Consider the following 19,882-nt stretch of genomic DNA (forward strand, 5'->3'; position numbering starts at 1 on the left):
GAGTTTGGGAGCCGCCCCGCAAACCGGAGCGGCTCAATGTACGCATAGGATGGCTTAATGGAATGGTTTAATTATGTTGTTTAATGTTTAAACCTGATGGATACTGTATGTTACAACGCCCCAGATCCCCAGTTCATCGCACGATGCATCTACCTCAATGGTTGCATGCTTTTTGTCTTCGGACAACAGCCGTACTTTATTGAATGTTTTTTCCAGCCGGCGAATGAACATTTCTCCATTTAATATGGCTACTACCACTTTACCACTCTCGGCTTTTATACTACGATCGACAATAATTGTGTCCCCATCATAAATGCCGGCGCCTGTCATAGCGTCGCCGCGTACACGCATAAAAAAGGTGGCAGGTTTATTACGGATCAATTGTTCATTCAGGTCAATACCGCGTTCCATGTAATCATCCGCCGCAGCGCCAAAGCCAGTGGCATCAGCTGTTTTAACATCCTGTTGCGAGAACTTTTTTGTTCCCCGGTACGATGTTTCGTTAAAAAATTCCCCCTCCATATAATTTAATTTTTGGGTGTACTAAATTATTTAGTAAATTTATGCTAAATTGTTGATCCAATAAAAAATGATTTATGAATACCGGGTTAGTAAAAAACGCCCCATTTGCCTGGAATGGGAGCGGACAACGGGAGTATAAACTGGTTATATATCCTGATGCCGTTGTGTATGAAAAGATTATGGCAGAAAAGCAGCGTTTCTTTATGAATTATGGCGTGGAAAATGTGACAAAAACATTTCCATATATAATGGTGGCTGGTTTTTATGCAGGCGAAGGTATGGAGGAAACGCTGATCCGGTGGATACAACGCATTTGCAGCCAGCACAATAGTTTTGATGTAACACTTAATAATTATAGTGGCTTTCCGCAGCATAACATTTACCTGCGTATTCAAAATCCCCAACCCTTGCAACAACTGGCCGGTCAATTAAAAATGCTCGACAATCATGTGCATGCCATGCCCGGTAGTATTATTGACCGCATACCACATATTTCGCTGGCCTGTGAATTACCTGAACCCATTTACCATAAAGCCCTGCCTGTGTATTCGCGTAAAACATTCAGGGCGCATTTTATGGCAATAGAACTGGTTTTACTAGGGCGTGACCATCCCTTCGCTACCGCTAAAACCATAAACGTATTTCGTTTTTTGCCTGCTAACCATAAAACCTACAGTGAAGTGGCCTGACATATTATTTCATCCTTAAAAAAATTCAATTATGAAAATCAATATTCAGTCTATACCCGGATGCAGAATTAATGAATACATGCTGGTGTTGAACCCGCATGAAGAGTTGCGCAATAAAATTGCGAAGGTTAGAAATGAGTTCAGCGAAACATATAAGAATTCGGCTGCACTTATAAGTAAGCCGCATCTTGCCCTGGTACGGTTTACTCAATTGGAGATGATGGAAGAACGGCTTGTAAACCGCCTGAAACTAATAGGCATGGGTTTTCAACCATTTAAAGTATCGCTGAAAGATTATGGAAGTTTTCCATCGCATACCATCTTTATAAATGTTACTACCAAAATACCGGTTCAAAACCTGGTGCGTGAAATAAAGGAAGCGCAGCGCCTGATGAAACTGGATAATGAACACAAGCCACATTTTATTGATGAACCGTTTATTGCCATCGGTCGCCGGCTGGTACCCTGGCAATATGAAAAAGGATGGCTTGAGTTTTCGCACCGGCAATTTACCGGGTCGTTTATAGCAGATAATATGTTATTCCTGAAACGCCGCCTGGGCGACAGATCATGGCAAATAGCACAACGTTTTGAATTTATGAATTTACCCGTTACGACAAAACAAGGGGAGTTATTTGTATAGTCATGCTTGTAGTGGTATTGTTTAAGCTTTCAAATTTAAAAAATGGGGACCACCTCCTGTCCCGATTTATCGGGATGGGAGCGTCGTACGGGTCTGCAGTAATACAGGCAACCTTATCTATGAAGCAGTTTGGCTATGTGATATTTAAAAAGGTACAATATGAAAGAAAAAAAGCAGGACAGTTACCGGGTTACCCCGAAGAAGATGGACGAGCCTGATAATTATAAAAAAGGCCGGGGTGCCCAGATCAATACAAAAAACCGTTTTCTGAAAGACCAGCATGTGCGCGAACATGTAGAGGGCATTGACGACTGGACAGAAAAGCAGGAACCCACCCAATACCTGGAGCAGGAAGCCAAGAGCCTGGTAAATAAAGTGACCAGTCCCGATGTGGGCATGTGGTACAGCATGAACCCTTATATGGGTTGCGAACATGGTTGTATCTATTGTTATGCCCGCAATGCACATGAGTACTGGGGTTATAGCGCGGGGCTTGATTTTGAAAGAAAGATCATTGTAAAAATGAATGCCCCGCAACTGCTGCGTAAGTATTTAATGCATCCCAAATGGGAGGGTGTGCCTATTAGTTTAAGTGGTAATACCGATTGTTATCAGCCAGCCGAACAAAAATACCGGTTAACCAGGTCCTTACTGGAAGTATGCAATTCCTTTAACCAGCCGGTAGGCATTATCAGTAAAAATGGCGGCATGGTGCGGGATAAAGATATTCTGAAAGAAATGGCCAATAAGAAACTGGCTTCGGTGATGGTTACTATTACCTCACTGAATGAAGACCTGCGGCGGGTAATGGAGCCACGCACTACCACCTCCATGCAACGCCTGCGGCTGATAAAGGAGTTAAGCGAGGAAGGTATTCCGGTAGGCGTGATGATGGGCCCTATGATACCGGGGTTGAACGATCATGAGATGCAACGCATTATGCTTGCAGCGAAAGAGCATGGAGCCACTTCTGCTGCTTATACGTTTGTGCGATTGAATGGATCGGTTAAATTACTGTTTCACGACTGGTTATATAAAAACTTTCCCGACCGGGCCGATAAGGTATGGCATATGATCGAGCAAAGCCACGGCGGTCAGGTAAATGATACCAGATTTGGTGTTAGGATGCGTGGGGAAGGCGATATTGCTGAGATCATCTCCCAACAATATCGCAAATATGGTAAACTGTATGGAATGAACGCTGAAGAACTTGATCTGGATACGACCACCTTCAGACGACCGGGCGCTCAGGGAAGGTTATTTGACTGAGAAATTAATTGAGCTCCCGCCTTCTTATTTTGTCATGATCTTTTGTAGCATTTCCTTAGTACGAATTATTTCTTTACACAAACCGGCAATTTCCCGTGCATTGTCCAGTAAGTTAAGTTGGGTAAGGGATTGTTCCAGATCCTGGATCTTTCCCTTGTAGAAATATTCCATTACTTCTACTGAGTCGGCCATGATAGGTTGAAAGAGATTGTGGGCAGTTTCATTTGGCGAAACAGAGTCTGATTTACTAATGGAGGAGTGTTGCTGTCTCATGGAATTTAAATTAAAAGTTATAAAAGTTCAATTGGGCCTAAACTTTCACCTGTGACTCGGAACGGCTTGTCTGGTTGATCCAAAGTTCCTTTATATCGCATTGAGGAGCAAGCGTTAAAGTACCAAAAGTAAGAAGTAGTAGCTGTATTAAAATTGAGTAGTTCTACGGATTTTAGGGCAGGTATTTACAAATATCTTTAGCACCCGTTTAACCTAAATTTTTTTTATGGCAACTAACATGAAGTCAAATTTGACTTACCCTTTTGTACTTTTTTTCTTTATGGGAGCATTGTTGATCAGCTCCTGTGGAGGAGGAGCCCCTCAACCTGGAAAAGATGAAGTTTGTGTCAAGAATCCGAAAGATACATCGGAGCTTGGTAGAAGAAACCATTTCATTCCTGTGATGAGCATAGATATTTATAAGAAGAACTTTGATCAGGCCCGTGACACCATCAGGCAAAGGCTTCCGGATATCATGGTCCCGGACTATGAGATCTTCAACAGAGCTTCGATAGTTGAATATTTAAAAGACAGCACCGTGGCCGGCTTTAAGTTTTACTATGGCATTAAGCCCGGTAGCGAGAAGAAAAGAGCATTGCGAATAATGATCGTAGGTGTTGATAAAAACGGTAAAAATGTTTACTTAAAAGACTCGACTGGAAGGATAGGTGCCCAGGCAACTAATGATGATGGTGGTTTGGAATATGGCCAATGTACACCGCCTTGTGATATTGAGCCTTAAAGGCTGGAAAAATTACCCTAATTCAATGACCGAGATTTACTCGTACAATGGATAGTAGTACCGTACGTTTTATTTTAAGTTTAAGCATCGGTTTTGCTGTAATAATCGGGATAGTAAGATTTCGAAGGATAGATCCATCTTACTATCCCTTCCTTTTTGTTTGTTTTGCAGCATTAGCAGTAGAATTACTGCACCGCACCCTAATGGAAAATGGGCTTCCAAAGTCGCTCTTTTTTCTGTTGAATATTTATTCTTATGTTGATTTCCTGCTCTTTTTATGGCTTTTCAGTAACTGGGGGCTTTTTAACAGAAAGAAATCGACGGTTATCGCCATTGCAGGAGCATTTTTCATAGCATGGGTGGTGACCAATATAATATTTACGAGCTTTATCAATAAGGCTAATTTGTATTTTTTCATTCTGTATTCGTTTGCATTGATCTTTTTCAGTGTAAGTACTTTTAACAGAATGGTGGTGCATGAACGGAGCAGCATTTTCAGGAACCCAAAATTCTGGATTTGTCTGGGAGTTATAATTTTTTATTCATTCTTTATAGTATATTCATCAACTGGCGTAACTTTCATGTACGTTCCAAGCAAAGAATTTCGACGTGGATTACAGGCGATAATGGTATATTCAAATTTATTGGTTAATCTTTTGTATGCAGTAGCAGTAATATGGATACCCAGGAAAAAGAACTTTACCAGTCTCTTCTGATAGTAGTTAGTGTAGTGGGTATAACCTTGCTTTATTTTATTATCACTATCATCCGCTATCAGCGTCGCAGCCTGAAACTGCATAAGGAAAAAATACAGGCTGAAATTGATACATTGGAAAAAGAACGCCGACGTATTGCCTCTGATCTTCACGATGAATTGGGCCCCCTGCTGTCTGCCGTAAAACTTCAAATAAACAGTCTTAATACCACCGACCCCGACGATGAGGCCGTAATCAGTAAATCGAGTACCCATTTGGATAGTATTATCCGTAAACTGCGGGAAATTTCCAATAACCTGATGCCGAATACCCTGGTTCGAAAGGGATTGCAGAAGGCCATTACCGAGTTTATTGATAATAACCGCAATGTATACGGATTAGAAATTAGATTTATATGTGAGCAGGAGATTCACCTCAACCAATACAAAGAGGTCAATATCTACCGCATTATCCAGGAAATTCTTCACAATACCATTAAACACGCCCAGGCAACCCTGTTGATTGTCAAAATTGTAACCGAGGGTAACCGCCTTTTACTCATGACCGCAGATAATGGAAAAGGTTTTGATTATTTTACTAAAGTAAAAGACAATCCCGGCCTTGGACTTCGTAACTTGCAGAGTAGGACCGAAGTGATGGGCGGTGAACTTACCTGTCATTCTGAACCTGGTAAGGGCACCACATATACAATTGAAATTCCTCTTTGACCAGAACCAGGTGTTATTATGAAAACATATGGCAATATAAAAGTTGCTATTGCTGACGATCATGAGATTTTTCGCGACGGGTTGCGGGCAATGTTACAAAAGCAGCAGGACATTTTATTGGTAGGCGAAGCCGCCAATGGCAAAGAATTGATTGAACAGGTAATATCGCAGGAACCTGATATTGTTATCAGCGATGTGAAAATGCCGGTAATGGATGGGGCTGCCGCTACCCGCCATTTGGCCGAGCATTACCCCCACGTTGGCATTATTGCCTTAACCATGTTCGATGAAGAGGACCTGATTATTGATATGCTGGAAGCGGGCGCCCGCGGTTATCTTTTAAAAAATGCCGATAAGAACGAGATAATAGAAGCCATCAAATCGGTTTACCAGCAACAACCCTATTATTGCCGGCATACCTCCAACAAACTGGCACAGATGGTGGCCAAAAGCAAGTTCAATCCATACAAACAAAAGCAGAAACCGGAGTTCAATGAACGGGAAATTGATATTGTTGCCGATATCTGTAATGGCCTTACCAGCAAGCAAATTGCTGAAAAGATCTTCCTGAGTGTACGTACAGTGGAAGGCTTGAGGTTAAAGATCATGGAAAAAATGGAAGTAAAGAACACCGCTGGTATTATCATTTATGCCATCAAGAACAACCTGTACAAACCCGGAAACATCTAACGTTACTGCATAAGTTTTCCTGCTGACAACCACTTTGTTGTCTTAAATTAATGGATACGTATAGCCGAAGAAAGTAACGGGGCTGTATGTGACCAGAAAAATATTTTCAAAAAAACTTCACAAAATATTTGGTGTAATTGAAAAATTATTGACACCTTTGCATAAACAAATCAACAAAAACATGTTACGCAAACAATCAAATATTGTGCTGAACGGCTGGAGTCCGATAGAGGACTTTACTGTTTGCGGGGCGTGTTACGCTGATGAATAGGTTGAACAAACTAATTCAATATAACACAGGCCCCGCAAGGAATTGCGGGGTTTTTTATTTATCGGCTGTTTAATAAATGACAACGAAAAGGAACCCTTATGACCAAAGGACCAGGTATGCTATTTTCATGTGTGTGCAGGCGTTAGAGGAAGTTGGAAGTAAACAAATAAATCGAAACAGCTTATGAAATTTATAAATAACAACATCTAAATAACTACATACAAATTGATGATACACTCATTGCGACATATGCAAAGTATGATGATGGATAATACGAGACGATTTATCCAGTGGAACCCGTGTGTAATTGCGGTAGCAGTGATTTATTTCAATGGCGGCATAAGTGAGAAGGATTACATACCAATACGACCAGGTTGTGTTTAACGAAACTGTAAATACAGGAATCGAATAACAAAGGCCCGGTCGATAAAACGACCGGGCTTTTTTTTTGACCAAAACAAACTTCATGAAAGAAGAAAAAGGAGAGTAGACGATGCAATTATTAGTAGCCGTATTTATGATCAGAGTGATCATTGCTTTAATCAGCGGCAAAACCGACAAAAGAAAAGATATCGGGCAGGTAAAAGATGAACCAGTTGATGCAAGACATCCTGCCGGGTTCCAGGTTCGATAAAAGAGATTTAAGATACGTATTCAAAAGGAGGAAAAACAAGCGTCCGTCGAAAGGCGGATGCTTTTCCAAAAACATTCATTGACCATTAAGCCTGACTAAAATAAACCTTATGAAAACAGGTAGCGGCTGCCATGACCGCTACAAAATATAGGAGTATTCCGGTTGGTCGGATACCCCGTTTGGATCGGGGAGGGTGTAGGTTCGAGTCCTGCCTCCTATACAACAGGCAGTACAAGCGTTGATGGTTGCGCTCCTGACTTCCAATCAGGTGGATAGAGTTCGAATCTCTAGTGCTGCTCACTGGTTCGTTAGTGTAAAGGCTAACACTCCTGATTGTCTATCAGGCACTACGAGTTCGAGTCTCGTACGGACCGCAAAATTATTGAGTGGTGTAATTGGTTAAGCATATCAGTCTTTGACACTGATGGTGTTGGTTCAAGCCCAGCCTCAATAACCCGGCTTATAACCCGAAACGGCTTATAGTTCAATGGAAGAATGCTGTGCTACGAACGCAGAGATAGAAGTTCGAATCTTCTTAGGCCGTCAAAAAAAATATTTTAAATACGCAATTATACTGCGCAGTTAGGTATGCATCTTTGTTGTATCAAAATATTTAGATGAGTTTAAAACATAGTTTTGATTACGCAGATATGTTGCGTAGGTGTGAATGAAAATATGTAAGGTCAAAGGATGAATAGCTCAATGGCAGAGCGTTCCCTTGTTAAGGGAAGGGTTACAGGTTCGAGCCCTGTTTCATCCGCAAAATGGTCTGTTCGCCTGGTTGGTTAACTGGCATCCCGACTTGTCGGGAGCGGATGAGTTCGATCCTCATACAGACTACCAGGTGCTTTGGCAGAGATGGTTCTATTGCATCCCGTTGAAGGCGGGACCATTGTGGTTCGATTCCACGAGGCACCACGTATACGGTTCTAATGTAATTGGCAGCATGATAGTCTCCAAAACTATCAGTCTTCGTTCGAGTCGAAGGAGCCGTGCTAAAACTCAGGTTATGCGTACTCGTGTAATGAAATAGTTAATGAGCATTCTTTGAAAGCAAAGAAGCAAACATCTGTTAACTATTTTAAAATAAAATATGGACAATTTATTTACACGGAAGGTGATCAACGCCGACAACGTGGTGGATGATCATTTTCTGAACGCGAAAGTATTATACCTGAATTTTTTTAACCTGTTGCCCAACGTACATTATATAAGCCGTGTTGATGGAGAAAAGGTGTTCAATGCATTAAAAGAAAAATACGGCAGCCAAATTAAAAACATATATCAATACCGTTGGTATAAAAGAAGCAGAAAGGAATTTGAGTTCGACAGAACAGTGCTGGTTTTAGAAGGCAATTGCCTTGTTGAACTCGATGATAATTACTGTGAGATCTTACACGATGGGTCTAGTATGGAGCTGGTGCAAACGATTACTGAGCTGAGCAACCAGTATAAGGAACGGCAAAGGCGTGAACCACTTGAGATCAATTTGATTGTGCAGGGAAGGAGCAGGCTGGAGCTGAAACCCATGGAGATCAAACGTACCAAACTGGATCTCGATCTTTTTTATGAAGATGATTTCAAGGAAACTGATGAGGTGATCAGGAAGCGGTTGAATAAAAAGAATGACAAGGGTATTGTGTTGCTGCATGGTTTGCCGGGAACAGGGAAAACAACCTACCTGCGCTACCTGATAGGGAAAATAAAAAAGCGGGTAATGTTTTTATCGCCCGGGACAGCAAACAACCTGATGAATCCTGATTTTATTGAAATGCTGGTCAATAATCCCAATACTGTAGTGATTATTGAAGATGCAGAAAATATTATCATGGACAGAAGGTACAACTCGGGTTCATCGGTATCGAACCTGTTGAATATTTCAGATGGGTTACTGGCCGATTTTCTGAATGTACAACTCATCTGCACTTTCAACAATTCGCTCACGCTGGTAGACAGCGCCCTGACGAGGAAAGGAAGGTTGATAGCAAAATATGAGTTTGGCAAACTGAGTATAACAAAAGCACAACGGTTAAGCAATCATTTGGGGCTAGATACAACTGTTAATCAACCCATGACCATTGCAGAAATAGCCAACCCGCATGAAAAGGAACAACCGGCTAGCAGGATAGAAGTGATAGGATTCAGGCAGCATTTGATTCAAAATTAAAATACACAGAATGGAGGTATGCCATGGAGCAACAACAGCATTGGAGAAAACTGGATGGTACAAGAATAACCAGACCCATTGAAGACGAAGTACGGGCCGTTTTGGTCCGGGAAAAAGAAATGGGACATACAGTAAAAGTATGTATTGGTACCGACAGTCAGGTTAAGGGTAAAGAAACAGAATTCGCAACGGTGATTGTATTCGTTCGCAAAGGAAAAGGTGGTTTCATGTATATCCACAACGAAACTACCCTGCAGAAAATGAATATCAAACAACGGATGTTGACGGAGGTTTCAAAAAGTATTGAGATAGCTTACGCATTGTGTCGCCTGTTTACCATTTATAATGTAGATATGGAGGTGCATGCCGACATCAATACCAACCCTAACTTTAAAAGTAACGATGCGTTGAAGGAAGCCATGGGATATATTATGGGGATGGGCTTTGTATTTAAAGCCAAACCACATGCCTTCGCCAGCTCAACCTGTGCTAATAAAGTAGTACAATAATTAAAATACAAGCTGTTCCGGTATAGTAAACACCGGAACAGCTTCTAAAAAAAATAAAAATGAAGAAGAGTTCACTGTTCATAATGAAACAAGGGGTAGCAATGGTGCAATGGCACCGCAGTTTCCGATCGAAACAAATACAATCATTATGGACAGCAAACTGGTTAAGCAATACGGTTCGGAAATACTTTCGTATCGATTGCGTACTGTAAGGCAAAAGAAACGCATGCAGTATGAAGATTTTGACAAGCAACTATCGCAAACAGGAAAAGAGGAAAGACGCCTGATCAGGCAAAACCGTACACTTGGATGGGAGCCATTAACGCCACCCGTACAAAAAGGCTGGAAACGTTTTTTTGTGTTACGCGATGATGTGGCATACGGCAAACATGCCGCTTTTTTTGAAAACATTTTGAGGAAGATCAATACGTATGACTGGAGTTATAGAAAAGATTTTATGATCAGAAAGGGAAGATACGGTAAAAACAAGTTCGGAGTAAAACCGCAAAGTCTGTTGCGTCCACACGAGAATCACTTTCTGCGACTGGGTTTCACAGACGATGAAAAGCAGTTCTTTTACGAAGAATTGGTTCACTATGGGAAAAACCACTTTGCAAAGCGATACATTTTTAGCGAACCCTGGCGCTTTGTATTACGGGTGCGGCCTAACATAATTGATAAGGTAAAGAAGAGAGATATTGAAATTGAAAGGCGGTTAAAGGAAATTGATAATTACCTGGATGGAAATCATTACCGTGGCCGCATGAACAGACTTTTATATGGAACCGACTGGAATAGCCGGTTGAAAGAAGAAAGACTCTGGGAAAAAAGTGTGCTAAAGAACAAGCCATTGCCGCGGATTCTCGATGAATGTGCACAAGACTTATTGTAAGAAAATATTAATCCGGTATTCAGCAGTTGGCTGAGCTGGTATAAAAAAGCTTCCTTAACAGGAAGACTGGTATTAGCCTGACGTAGACAACCAGGTTCGTGTTTCAAAGGAGCACAACAGTGCAGAGGTAGTAACTATCTGTATGCTGTGTTGAAATCGGGACATATCAGCCATTTAATCTGTGGGTCAAGGGTTCGATTCCCTTTCCGCCGCGGCGGATAGCTCAGTTGGATAGAGCAACAGAATCACGTGGTCTCGAAAACCACAACTGCCTGACACGCAGTTAGGAAGTACACCGCTTCCATAAAAATGGTGATGCATTTTAAAAGCCGGGCTTATTTACCGGCGGTCCCGCAAAGGGCTGGATCGCACTCCGGTAAATGCCTGCAGGCAGATGGCTCATGATGGGGTTTATATTATTGAATCAGTAACCTGTTTATTACGATGCTTTAATAAACAGCTTGTTGAAGAACTGGTATAGCAAACATCATTGAAAGTTTGCTTCCGCAATTACGGGATGGTACATATCACCCGGCTTTTATTAAACTAACATGATAAAAAGATATACAATGAAAACTATTCGTGTAAATGCGTACGAAGTAGCGCTGGTTTTTAAACGAGGCGCTTACCAACGCATGCTGAAAGAAGGAAAATACTGGTTCCGGGGAAACGAAACCGTTAAAATATACAACATAACACAGCCATTCAATGCGCCTGTTGAACTGAACATCCTGTTGCAGGATGCAGAACTGGCCGACGCACTGCATGTAGTTGAAGTGAAGGACAATGAAATTGTATTGGCTTACGAGAATGGATTACTGAAACAGGTGTTGACCGCAGGTCGTTTCACCTTCTGGAAAAGTGTTATTCAATATGATTTTGTGCGTGCGGATGTAAGCAAAGTGGCGATCACTGAAAACATTGACCGGGCCACCCTGCAGCATAGACTGGTAACACCATACGTCCGTAGTTTTTCTATAGAAAGCTTTGAGCAGGGGGTATTGTATATAGATGGAAAGTTTGTGCAAACCCTGAAGGCAGGTGTGTACTACTGGTGGAAGAATGGCATTGCGATAGCGGTAAACAAACTGGATATGCGTCAGCAGCATGTGGAGATCAATGGACAGGAAATTCTGACCAAAGATAAGGCTGCCCTGCGGATAAATGCCTGGGCGCAATACAAGGTAACTGATATTGAAAAGTCGCTGGTGCAAAACAAAGATTTCAGCTACCAGCTGTATGCGATCTTTCAATTGGCGCTGCGTGAATATGTAGGCGGGCTGGCTTTCGATGAACTGTTGGAGAAAAAAGAAAGCATTACTCCTTTTATTCTGGAAGCTGTAAAAACCAAAACTGAAGTACTGGGTGTTGAAGTAACCGGTTTCGGGATCCGTGATATCATTCTGCCAGGTGATGTGAAAGAGATCATGAACCAGGTATTGATCGCAGAAAAGAAAGCCCAGGCCAACACCATTATGCGTCGGGAAGAAACAGCCAGCACCCGTAGTCTGTTGAATACCGCCAAGCTGATGGAAGAAAATTCCATGCTGTGGAAATTGAAGGAGATGGAATACGTGGAAAAAATAGCAGATAAGATCAGCAGCATCAGTGTTAACGGAAATGGTGTATTGATTGATCAGTTGAAACAAATTTTAGTATCGCAGAAATAACCTGCTACCATATTAATGGACAGGTGACTTGTAAGTTGTATAGCCTTGAGAATTTAAGTAGTTCCCGCTGGTCGGCGGCGGGACTACTTTTTCAATCAGTTGGTTTATACCTGCGATAATTAACTGGAAGTAAAAATGCAGTGTATGAAAACTGAAGTAATTAGCATTATTGAAACAGAGCTTATACAAACCTTTGATGAATTATTCAAATGGTTTAATATTGATAGGGAGTTATTGAATTATGCGCCTAGTAATAAAGGTTGGAGCATTCGTAAGATCCTTGAGCATATTTCATTGACCAATCATTATTTGCTGATGCTGATCAGCAAGGGCACCAGGAAGGCGCTGGAAAAGTCAAGGAAAGAAGATTATGCTGAAAGGTTGGTTGATTACGACCTTGACTGGCAACGAATGAAAATAATTGGCCAGCATAATTCGTTTGTTTGGAACCGCCCGGGACATATGGAACCGCGCGGTAAAAGGCACGTTGCCGACATCAGGCAGGAGCTGGAATCACAATTGCAGCAATGCCGTATACTGTTACAAAAAATGCCCCATGGTGAAGGCGCGCTTTATAAGATCATGATGAGCGTAAATAACCTGGGTAAGATAGATGTGTACCATCATATTTATTTCCTGGTACAACATGCAAAAAGACATATCACCCAGATGGAAGGAGTTGAATTTGAATTCAACCTGGGGGTTTAAAAAATAATTTATGGCGAAATTAAAAATTTCAGGTAAAGAATTAAGAGCTATTGGATATCCCGAAGGGCCCGTGATAAGCATAGCGATGAATTTGATGGAAAAGAATTACAAGTATGAGAAAAAGGAGGATGTGATGGAGTTATTGAGAAAAATATTGAGTGCACCCGTGGAGTATGAAAATGACGCGGTGCTTGGGTTGATAGCGGAACAATTGATACCTAAAAAAGAAGCCGAGCCTGGCGAAACCATTGAACCGAATGCCACCGGTATTCATTTTAATGTATTTGGTGGAGAGAATATTGAAGAAGGAGCTACGCACCAGATGGAGCTGGCCTCCCGCTTACCTATTAGTGTAGCAGGCGCTTTAATGCCTGATGCGCATGCCGGCTACGGCCTGCCTATAGGTGGGGTGCTGGCAACAGAGAATGCGGTGATCCCTTATGGTGTAGGCGTTGATATTGGTTGCAGGATGTGTTTAAGCGTTTTTCCGATTAATCCCAAAGAACTGATACAGCGGGAACATTTCTTTGCACGTGAATTGAATGAAGCCACTTTGTTTGGTAGTCCCGGTTTATTTGATATTGCTACCGGGCATGAAGTGATAGAACGCAGGGAGTTTGACGAACTGCCTTTATTGAAAAGTTTACAGGCAAAAGCGGCAAGGCAGTTAGGATCGAGCGGGTCGGGGAATCACTTTGCAGAATTTGGGATTATAGAGGTTGGTGAAAAAGATGCTATACTGGGTATTGATGCCGGGACCTATATTGGGTTATTGACCCATTCCGGTTCAAGAGCGCTTGGTGCTAATATCGCCAATCACTATACTAAAATTGCCAGGGAGAAGAGACGGTTACCCGGGGAGGCGGCTAATTTGGCCTGGTTGAATCTGGATGAACAGGAAGGAATAGAGTACTGGATGGCGATGAACCTGGCCGGTGATTACGCATCTGCCTGTCACCACATTATACACGCTAAAATTGCCAAAGCAATAGGGGAACAACCATTGACAATGGTAGAGAATCACCACAATTTTGCCTGGAAGGAGATGATGATCGGGCCTGATGGAAAGATGAAGGAACTAATCGTTCACCGTAAAGGCGCTACACCAGCTGGTAAGGATGTGTTGGGGATCATTCCCGGTTCCATGACGGCTCCTGGTTTTATTGTGAAAGGTAAAGGAGAAACAGCTTCTGTTTCCTCTGCTTCACATGGAGCCGGTAGAAAAATGAGCCGGAGCAAAGCATTAAATTCCATTACGCAGAAGGAACTGAAAGATCAGTTGCAACGACATGGAGTGAAATTGCTGGGTGGCGGATTGGATGAGGCCCCCAATGCCTATAAGGATATAGAAGTGGTAATGAAAAGCCAATCGGCGTTGGTAGATGTTGTAGGTAAGTTCTCCCCAAAAATTGTTAGAATGGATGGAACAGCGCCTAAGAAATGGCAAAAAACTAATTCCATGGACGGTGAGTAATATGATATATGTCGTCCCGGTTCGTCGGTGACGGCATTGTCATTTACAATTTTGAATTGTCGGGATTTGAGATCATTTCAAAAAGATAGGAAAGCGGACATTGCTCCAGGACAACCCGGTGCGATTGTCCGCTTTCTTCTTTCCATTTTATTAACCGGATGGTATCGCCTTCTATCTCTATTCCGGTTATATCGCCATCAGAAAAGCAACAACAACCACTGTTGAAATAAGAAGGGATCACCATGGTTTTGTGAAATTGTTTACCGGCATATTCCACTTTCCTTCTTTCCAGTTCTGCCTCTATGTTTTGTATTGCAGCAGTATCATTACTTTCCCTGGCCTTTTCCAATGCTTTGTTAAGCCGTTCTATGTGATCGAGCGAAGCGAATACCGGTTTATGTGTATGGCCCGAAATAAACACCAGGTCTTTTTGCGTGGCGCTCCATTCGTACATAATGATGTTGTGTTTATCAACCAGCTCAAATGAATCCGACGTTGAATTAATGCTGATCTCCAGAAAGCGTTGTATTGGTGTCCAGATGGCGGCTACAAACCAGGTACTGAAGGCATTTCCATCGCTTTTTTTATCGCCCTGGTGGCCGTGCGTGCAAAAGATAGAATAGGGCCGGTTATTATAGGTAGTAGTAAGTAAAATGCCCTCATATATTTTAAGGTTGTCGCCAAAAACAGGTTTTAAAAAGCGGTTGCGGGGAAAGTCATATTTCCATTGCAGATCATGATTGCCAAAGGTGCGGTAATAACGGTCCTGCTGCAGAAAGCGTAATTCTGCCCCAAAGTCGGGTTGGTTCTTTTCCATCACTATATCCGGTTTGTTCTCCCATAACTCCTCACAATCGCCCAGGTTGATAAAGTGAAAGCCATTGTCGTAATAATAGTTCAGGGCATTCAGGTAATTCTTTTCAGCCAGCCTGAAATCATCGGCAGCATCTCTTGCGCCTTTGTGTTCATCAGAAAAAATGACAAACTTCCCATCCGATAGGTCGAAGGGGACAATTACACCACTGCTTTCTTTTTTGTTTTGAATGTTTTTGAGTAACGCTGATAATGAGGCAAATACCTGGTCTTTTTGAGGTGAGGAAGAGATGCGCTCAGCCAGCCAGGTAACGGGTTTTTTAAATAAGCGTTGCAACAATTTTTTCATATTCAAAAATCAGGTTTTTTTCAATTGCCTGAAATTTATTACTTTAGTAAGATAGCAATTCACAGTCGTTTATAATTTCATACGGGTGACTGTTAACAAGGCATTAAAACGGTAAAGCCCGGTTCTCTCCTGAATCCCTGCCCAACTATTTCAAACAGGCAGTTCGATCGACAAAATAACCAGAATTGTCTGCGAACAAAATATAAGCTCAGATGAAACAACTATCGTTTGTTCCTCCCGCTAATTTACAACGTTGGTTTTGGGTATTATTGGCCATCAATTGTATTTTCATTATTGCCTCAAAATTGTATATGCAGCCATTGGCAACAGCTGAAATTGTTCGTTTTGAGCTGGCCAAGGACCTGAAGGTGGCAGAAAAAATAATCCAGTATTGGGACACATATGGTAAACTCCATCATGCCATCATTGGCATATATATAGATTTTCTGTTTATAGTTTTATACACTTCGGGTTTATCTGTGGCCTGTATGTATTTTGGCCGGTTAAGCGGTCATGAAATATTGATGCGTACTGGTAAGTTTATTACCTGGTTGTTAATTATAGCTGGTATTTGCGATGTTATTGAAAACATTGCCATGCTAAAAAGCCTTCAGGATGTGCCTACCCGGTGGTCGGTTTTGCTGGCTTATGACATGGCCACTACAAAATTCTCCATGGTAATTTTGTCGGCTTTGTACATCGCCATTTGCCTGGTGTTTCGCCTGTTGCGAAAGATCGTATTATGATGGATCCGGGCTTTATACCTTTATATAGATCTTCTTTTTGTCCATATAATACACGATCAGCCAGTAAAAGGCGATCATACAAATAGCATATAGTAATGAACCGTTTTTGAGGTTTGATGAAACGGGTTTGCAAATATGCTCATAGAACCAGGGAAAGGCGCTGGTATAAACTTTTTTACCTTCATTATCTGTATGATCTACCCAGCGCAAGAGTGCAATTATGCGCGGTAAGAAGCCACTCAGGAAAAATATGAATAGTGCATTCTTTCCAAACACATCAAAAAAGCGACTCCATGCACCTTTCGCTTCTTTGAATTCAATCAGGAATATACATAATGAAAGTACAAGTATAGCCAGCCCGGTAGTATACAACACATAAGAGCTTGTCCAGATTTTTTTGTTGATGGGGAACATCATGTCCCAGGCATAACCAGTAAAGATGAGTATACAGCCGGCGACAAACAGGTGCGACAGCATCTCAAAATTCTTCCCCTTTTGCTGAATGTAAAAGCCCACAAAATAACCAAAGATCACCTGTACAATAGCAGTAAGCGTGCTGGTGATACCTTCAGGATCAAAAGCTACTCCTTCGCCATGATACATATGGGATTCGCCCAGGATGGCTTTATCGACACCTAAACCAAAATAGCCGTTCAGGCTGTATGGGTCGGCCGCATTTCCGAAGAACATACACAACACCCAATACCCAAGCAATAGCACAAAGGCACTTACAAAGGCGCCACGTATTTTAAAGAAGTAAATGATCAGCGATGCAAAAAAGTAGCAGAGTGCAATACGTTGCAATACCCCCAGAATACGAATGCCTATCAGGTTGCCATTGGCGCCTGCATATTCCCATGCTTTAAATGTGAGGTGATCATTGTCCCAACGGATAAAGGGCGACCAGTTCAGAAAGAACCCGATGAGAAATATGAGGAACGAGCGAGTGATAACTTTTTTCAGAAAGGCTGTTGTGCCTGCTTCCTGAAGCCGGGGCATAACAAATGCAAGGGCGTTACCTACGGCAAACAAAAAGAATGGAAAAACCAGGTCGGTAGGCGTACAACCATGCCAGGGCGCATGTTCAAGAGGAGCATACAGGTTTGACCAGCTTCCGGGATTATTCACCAGTATCATAAAAGCAACCGTAGCACCCCGGAAAACATCAAGGGAATAGAAGCGTTTTTGCAAGATATTACATTTGATAGGAAAGATAAGGAACCTGTAAACAGGAACCAAGATATTGAGAGCACAGTAGACATTTCTCTATCTGTAAAAGGTATGCGGGTTTCTGCGAACGATTGGTAGCTTAAGCCTTATAACAATATTTATTAAATCGAGTACGTTTTTGGCGTGACCTTATAGAAACTGCTGGGGCATAATTCCTCATTGTTCCAGGAAGATAAATAATTATTTTTCTTTAATGGCGCCGTGATGGGGGTATAAGCCTTTCCTCTGTTTATAATCGGGTTTTTGAATGACCAAATAATACCTGGGGTTTACAATTAATGAAAGTTTGATTATTGAAATGATTATTTACCTTGCGCCAATTGCATAAAAAGGCTGAAAGGGTGTATTAATTGTTTTTAATGTGTTTTTTAATTTATTGATAATAGATTGGGACTGAGAAAACGGTATTTTTAGTTGAAAAATAATAGTTTAAGATTTTTTACACATGTTTACACACATTAAAAAACACCTATATTTGCACCCGTTCAGGTAGCATTTGCAGGCTTTTGCCAATGGAAGTACCGACTGGTTAAAACTTCTGTGCTTTAGAATAAAAACATGGAAAGAATTCCTGTGGAAGAACAAATTGTTACGCTAAATAAATTTAATAGTGGAAGGGTATAAGGAGTACTTCATTGAGGTGGCTCACTTATACCCTTTTATTATTGTGTCTGGTGACTGGTGGATTAAGATTAATTGATTCAAGTTCAATTAGTTACGGGGAAAATCTGTGACTGAGGAGGCGAAGCTCTGCGTAATTCTTGACAAGCTTCGTTGATATGAGTACAATCTGGCTAAATAATTGTTGACGTTTTTTGTATCTTTTTATGGCTGCAACAACATCGAAAAAATGGTTTGCTGTTTATACGCGGCCCCGCTGGGAAAAAAAGGTGCATAAACTGCTTGAAGAAAAAGGAATAGAAAGTTATTGTCCTCTCAATAAGGTGCATCGTAAATGGAGCGACCGGATAAAAATAGTTGACGAGCCCCTATTTAAATCCTACGTATTTGTAAAAGTGAACGAAGAGGAGAAAACGCCTGTTCGAATGACTGAAGGGGTTGTGAATTTTATATACTGGTTGGGAAAGCCGGCGATCATTAAAGAAAAAGAGATAGAGGCCATTAAAAAATTCCTGAACGATTTTCATGATGTAGAAGTAAGCTCATTTGAAATTAAAGCTGGTAAGAAGGTAAGGGTGGATAGCGGAATATTTATGGGTAAGCAGGGCACGGTGAGAAAAGTGTTAAACAAAAAAGTAGAAGTAGTTATTGAAAGTATTGGATTTGTTCTTTCTGCCTATATTGATAAATCAAAAATTGTTCTTCTTGAAAAATAGCCAATCGCAAAGACATCAAATAAGCTTACCACAACTTTCGGTCGCCTTTGTTGCTTTTCTGATCATCACTATGGCAACCTCTTCCTGTACTAACTTAAAAAAGTTACAATATCTGCAGGATCCCATTGATACGGCAAGATTAAATAAAATGACCTTCGTAGAACCCGTTATTCAAAAAGGGGATCTCCTGAATATTATTGTTTATAGTGATAACCCAACAGCAACTGCGTTGTATAATCAACCAATCGCGTCTGTTTCATCGGCCGCCGGTGGAGGTGCCGGAGCAACGGGAGGGAGTGGACAAACGAGTACCGCAGGTTACCTGGTAGATAAAGACGGAAATATACAGTTTCAGGGGTTGGGGCCGATACATGTTGATGGGTTAACCAAATTTCAACTATCAGATACCCTGGATGAAAGATTAAAGCCCTTTCTGCAGCATCCATATTACAATATCCGTTTTTTAAATTATAAGATTACAATTATTGGCGACGTGAACAAGCCGGCAGTATATTCTATTCCTTCAGAAAAGGTTACTATTTTAGAAGCTATTGCGTTGGCTGGTGATCTTACATTAACAGCCAACAGGCAAAATGTTTTGATTGTACGGGAGCAAAACGGTAAACGTGAGTTTGGCCGAATTGATTTAACAAAGCCAGAGCTGTTTAATTCTCCTTTTTATCAATTAAAGCAGAATGATGTTGTGTATGTTGACCTTACCAAGAAAAAAGCTGCTGCGCTTAATGAGCAAAGCCTCAGATACATCACATTTGCTACGAGCATAATTTCAGCAGTAGCATTAATCATCACAATTTTTAGAAATTAATTTTA

At 41.4% G+C, this 19,882-nt stretch carries 20 protein-coding genes and 6 tRNA genes; 22 read left to right on the forward strand and 4 right to left on the reverse strand.

What is annotated here, in order from left to right:
- Window positions 1-87 precede the first annotated feature (87 nt).
- A complete protein-coding gene (locus NIAKO_RS33080) occupies window positions 88-522 on the reverse strand; it encodes a LexA family protein (protein ID WP_014222859.1) in 435 nt (144 codons plus the stop codon).
- A gap of 74 nt (window positions 523-596) precedes the next feature.
- On the opposite strand from NIAKO_RS33080, the gene NIAKO_RS33085 reads away from it, so the two are divergent.
- The 3 genes from NIAKO_RS33085 to NIAKO_RS33095 all read left to right on the forward strand — a co-directional run bounded on the left by NIAKO_RS33085 (window position 597) and on the right by NIAKO_RS33095 (window position 3,123).
- Window positions 597-1,211, forward strand: a complete 615-nt coding sequence (locus NIAKO_RS33085; protein ID WP_014222860.1) for a 2'-5' RNA ligase family protein — start codon at window positions 597-599, stop codon at window positions 1,209-1,211.
- Window positions 1,212-1,242: 31 nt separating this feature from the next.
- Window positions 1,243-1,854: a 2'-5' RNA ligase family protein gene (locus NIAKO_RS33090; RefSeq protein WP_014222861.1), complete on the forward strand. Its 612-nt coding sequence runs from the start codon at window positions 1,243-1,245 to the stop codon at window positions 1,852-1,854.
- Window positions 1,855-2,013: 159 nt separating this feature from the next.
- Window positions 2,014-3,123, forward strand: a complete 1,110-nt coding sequence (locus tag NIAKO_RS33095) for a PA0069 family radical SAM protein (protein WP_014222862.1) — start codon at window positions 2,014-2,016, stop codon at window positions 3,121-3,123.
- Window positions 3,124-3,147: 24 nt separating this feature from the next.
- On the opposite strand, the gene NIAKO_RS33100 is transcribed toward NIAKO_RS33095, so the two are convergent.
- A complete protein-coding gene (locus NIAKO_RS33100) occupies window positions 3,148-3,396 on the reverse strand; it encodes a hypothetical protein (protein ID WP_014222863.1) in 249 nt (82 codons plus the stop codon).
- A 226-nt stretch (window positions 3,397-3,622) separates the two neighbouring features.
- Here NIAKO_RS33100 and NIAKO_RS33105 point away from each other — a divergent pair, with 226 nt between their 5' ends.
- From NIAKO_RS33105 to NIAKO_RS33180, 16 genes are all read left to right on the forward strand, one after another.
- Entirely contained in the window at window positions 3,623-4,138 is a 516-nt protein-coding gene (locus NIAKO_RS33105) for a hypothetical protein (RefSeq protein WP_014222864.1), read from the forward strand.
- Between the two features lie 676 nt (window positions 4,139-4,814).
- Entirely contained in the window at window positions 4,815-5,561 is a 747-nt protein-coding gene (locus NIAKO_RS33115) for a sensor histidine kinase (protein ID WP_014222866.1), read from the forward strand.
- A gap of 18 nt (window positions 5,562-5,579) precedes the next feature.
- On the forward strand, window positions 5,580-6,251 hold the full coding sequence (locus NIAKO_RS33120; RefSeq protein WP_014222867.1) for a response regulator transcription factor: 672 nt from the start codon (window positions 5,580-5,582) through the stop codon (window positions 6,249-6,251).
- A gap of 764 nt (window positions 6,252-7,015) precedes the next feature.
- The gene (locus tag NIAKO_RS38850) at window positions 7,016-7,156 is read left to right on the forward strand and encodes a hypothetical protein (protein ID WP_014222868.1); all 141 of its coding nucleotides are present in this window, start codon (window positions 7,016-7,018) and stop codon (window positions 7,154-7,156) included.
- Between the two features lie 147 nt (window positions 7,157-7,303).
- A tRNA-Pro gene (locus NIAKO_RS33130) sits at window positions 7,304-7,376 on the forward strand.
- Between the two features lie 6 nt (window positions 7,377-7,382).
- Window positions 7,383-7,454, forward strand: a tRNA-Gly gene (locus tag NIAKO_RS38855).
- Window positions 7,455-7,458: 4 nt separating this feature from the next.
- Window positions 7,459-7,530, forward strand: a tRNA-Asp gene (locus tag NIAKO_RS33135).
- Window positions 7,531-7,536: 6 nt separating this feature from the next.
- Window positions 7,537-7,610, forward strand: a tRNA-Gln gene (locus tag NIAKO_RS33140).
- A gap of 19 nt (window positions 7,611-7,629) precedes the next feature.
- Window positions 7,630-7,700 (forward strand) — tRNA-Arg (locus NIAKO_RS33145).
- Window positions 7,701-7,844: 144 nt separating this feature from the next.
- Window positions 7,845-7,916, forward strand: a tRNA-Asn gene (locus tag NIAKO_RS33150).
- A gap of 333 nt (window positions 7,917-8,249) precedes the next feature.
- A complete protein-coding gene (locus tag NIAKO_RS33155; RefSeq protein WP_014222869.1) occupies window positions 8,250-9,323 on the forward strand; it encodes an AAA family ATPase in 1,074 nt (357 codons plus the stop codon).
- 23 nt (window positions 9,324-9,346) lie between these two features.
- Window positions 9,347-9,832: a ribonuclease H-like YkuK family protein gene (locus tag NIAKO_RS33160; RefSeq protein WP_014222870.1), complete on the forward strand. Its 486-nt coding sequence runs from the start codon at window positions 9,347-9,349 to the stop codon at window positions 9,830-9,832.
- A gap of 148 nt (window positions 9,833-9,980) precedes the next feature.
- Window positions 9,981-10,724, forward strand: a complete 744-nt coding sequence (locus NIAKO_RS33165; protein WP_014222871.1) for a hypothetical protein — start codon at window positions 9,981-9,983, stop codon at window positions 10,722-10,724.
- Window positions 10,725-11,293: 569 nt separating this feature from the next.
- The gene (locus tag NIAKO_RS33170) at window positions 11,294-12,394 is read left to right on the forward strand and encodes a slipin family protein (RefSeq protein ID WP_014222872.1); all 1,101 of its coding nucleotides are present in this window, start codon (window positions 11,294-11,296) and stop codon (window positions 12,392-12,394) included.
- Between the two features lie 144 nt (window positions 12,395-12,538).
- Window positions 12,539-13,102 (forward strand): DinB family protein, encoded by a 564-nt coding sequence (locus NIAKO_RS33175; RefSeq protein ID WP_014222873.1) that lies wholly within the window; start codon window positions 12,539-12,541, stop codon window positions 13,100-13,102.
- 10 nt (window positions 13,103-13,112) lie between these two features.
- Window positions 13,113-14,576, forward strand: a complete 1,464-nt coding sequence (locus NIAKO_RS33180; RefSeq protein WP_014222874.1) for an RtcB family protein — start codon at window positions 13,113-13,115, stop codon at window positions 14,574-14,576.
- A gap of 43 nt (window positions 14,577-14,619) precedes the next feature.
- Here the strand turns inward: NIAKO_RS33180 and NIAKO_RS33185 are convergent, their stop codons facing one another.
- Window positions 14,620-15,738 (reverse strand): metallophosphoesterase, encoded by a 1,119-nt coding sequence (locus NIAKO_RS33185; protein ID WP_014222875.1) that lies wholly within the window; start codon window positions 15,736-15,738, stop codon window positions 14,620-14,622.
- Window positions 15,739-15,950: 212 nt separating this feature from the next.
- Here NIAKO_RS33185 and NIAKO_RS33190 point away from each other — a divergent pair, with 212 nt between their 5' ends.
- Window positions 15,951-16,484, forward strand: coding sequence for a hypothetical protein (locus NIAKO_RS33190; RefSeq protein ID WP_014222876.1), 534 nt, complete (start codon window positions 15,951-15,953; stop codon window positions 16,482-16,484).
- Between the two features lie 12 nt (window positions 16,485-16,496).
- Here NIAKO_RS33190 and NIAKO_RS33195 read toward each other — a convergent pair whose 3' ends face one another.
- Window positions 16,497-17,675, reverse strand: coding sequence for an acyltransferase family protein (locus NIAKO_RS33195; protein ID WP_014222877.1), 1,179 nt, complete (start codon window positions 17,673-17,675; stop codon window positions 16,497-16,499).
- 866 nt (window positions 17,676-18,541) lie between these two features.
- Here NIAKO_RS33195 and NIAKO_RS33200 point away from each other — a divergent pair.
- Window positions 18,542-19,051, forward strand: a complete 510-nt coding sequence (locus tag NIAKO_RS33200; protein ID WP_014222878.1) for a UpxY family transcription antiterminator — start codon at window positions 18,542-18,544, stop codon at window positions 19,049-19,051.
- The gene (locus NIAKO_RS33205) at window positions 19,041-19,877 is read left to right on the forward strand and encodes a polysaccharide biosynthesis/export family protein (RefSeq protein WP_014222879.1); all 837 of its coding nucleotides are present in this window, start codon (window positions 19,041-19,043) and stop codon (window positions 19,875-19,877) included. Before NIAKO_RS33200 ends, NIAKO_RS33205 begins: the two co-directional genes overlap by 11 nt.
- The last annotated feature ends 5 nt before the right edge of the window (window positions 19,878-19,882 follow it).

The organism is Niastella koreensis GR20-10 (assembly GCF_000246855.1).
Classification (GTDB): Bacteria; Bacteroidota; Bacteroidia; order Chitinophagales; family Chitinophagaceae; genus Niastella; species Niastella koreensis.

What these genes read in the sequence shown, in the direction of transcription:
- NIAKO_RS33080 (WP_014222859.1), bottom strand. Translation starts at nt 522, where the DNA reads ATGGAGGGGGAATTTTTTAACGAAACATCGTACCGGGGAACAAAAAAG.
- NIAKO_RS33085 (WP_014222860.1), top strand. Translation starts at nt 597, where the DNA reads ATGAATACCGGGTTAGTAAAAAACGCCCCATTTGCCTGGAATGGGAGC.
- NIAKO_RS33090 (WP_014222861.1), top strand. Translation starts at nt 1,243, where the DNA reads ATGAAAATCAATATTCAGTCTATACCCGGATGCAGAATTAATGAATAC.
- NIAKO_RS33095 (WP_014222862.1), top strand. Translation starts at nt 2,014, where the DNA reads ATGAAAGAAAAAAAGCAGGACAGTTACCGGGTTACCCCGAAGAAGATG.
- NIAKO_RS33100 (WP_014222863.1), bottom strand. Translation starts at nt 3,396, where the DNA reads ATGAGACAGCAACACTCCTCCATTAGTAAATCAGACTCTGTTTCGCCA.
- NIAKO_RS33105 (WP_014222864.1), top strand. Translation starts at nt 3,623, where the DNA reads ATGGCAACTAACATGAAGTCAAATTTGACTTACCCTTTTGTACTTTTT.
- NIAKO_RS33115 (WP_014222866.1), top strand. Translation starts at nt 4,815, where the DNA reads ATGGATACCCAGGAAAAAGAACTTTACCAGTCTCTTCTGATAGTAGTT.
- NIAKO_RS33120 (WP_014222867.1), top strand. Translation starts at nt 5,580, where the DNA reads ATGAAAACATATGGCAATATAAAAGTTGCTATTGCTGACGATCATGAG.
- NIAKO_RS38850 (WP_014222868.1), top strand. Translation starts at nt 7,016, where the DNA reads ATGCAATTATTAGTAGCCGTATTTATGATCAGAGTGATCATTGCTTTA.
- NIAKO_RS33155 (WP_014222869.1), top strand. Translation starts at nt 8,250, where the DNA reads ATGGACAATTTATTTACACGGAAGGTGATCAACGCCGACAACGTGGTG.
- NIAKO_RS33160 (WP_014222870.1), top strand. Translation starts at nt 9,347, where the DNA reads ATGGAGCAACAACAGCATTGGAGAAAACTGGATGGTACAAGAATAACC.
- NIAKO_RS33165 (WP_014222871.1), top strand. Translation starts at nt 9,981, where the DNA reads ATGGACAGCAAACTGGTTAAGCAATACGGTTCGGAAATACTTTCGTAT.
- NIAKO_RS33170 (WP_014222872.1), top strand. Translation starts at nt 11,294, where the DNA reads ATGAAAACTATTCGTGTAAATGCGTACGAAGTAGCGCTGGTTTTTAAA.
- NIAKO_RS33175 (WP_014222873.1), top strand. Translation starts at nt 12,539, where the DNA reads ATGAAAACTGAAGTAATTAGCATTATTGAAACAGAGCTTATACAAACC.
- NIAKO_RS33180 (WP_014222874.1), top strand. Translation starts at nt 13,113, where the DNA reads ATGGCGAAATTAAAAATTTCAGGTAAAGAATTAAGAGCTATTGGATAT.
- NIAKO_RS33185 (WP_014222875.1), bottom strand. Translation starts at nt 15,738, where the DNA reads ATGAAAAAATTGTTGCAACGCTTATTTAAAAAACCCGTTACCTGGCTG.
- NIAKO_RS33190 (WP_014222876.1), top strand. Translation starts at nt 15,951, where the DNA reads ATGAAACAACTATCGTTTGTTCCTCCCGCTAATTTACAACGTTGGTTT.
- NIAKO_RS33200 (WP_014222878.1), top strand. Translation starts at nt 18,542, where the DNA reads ATGGCTGCAACAACATCGAAAAAATGGTTTGCTGTTTATACGCGGCCC.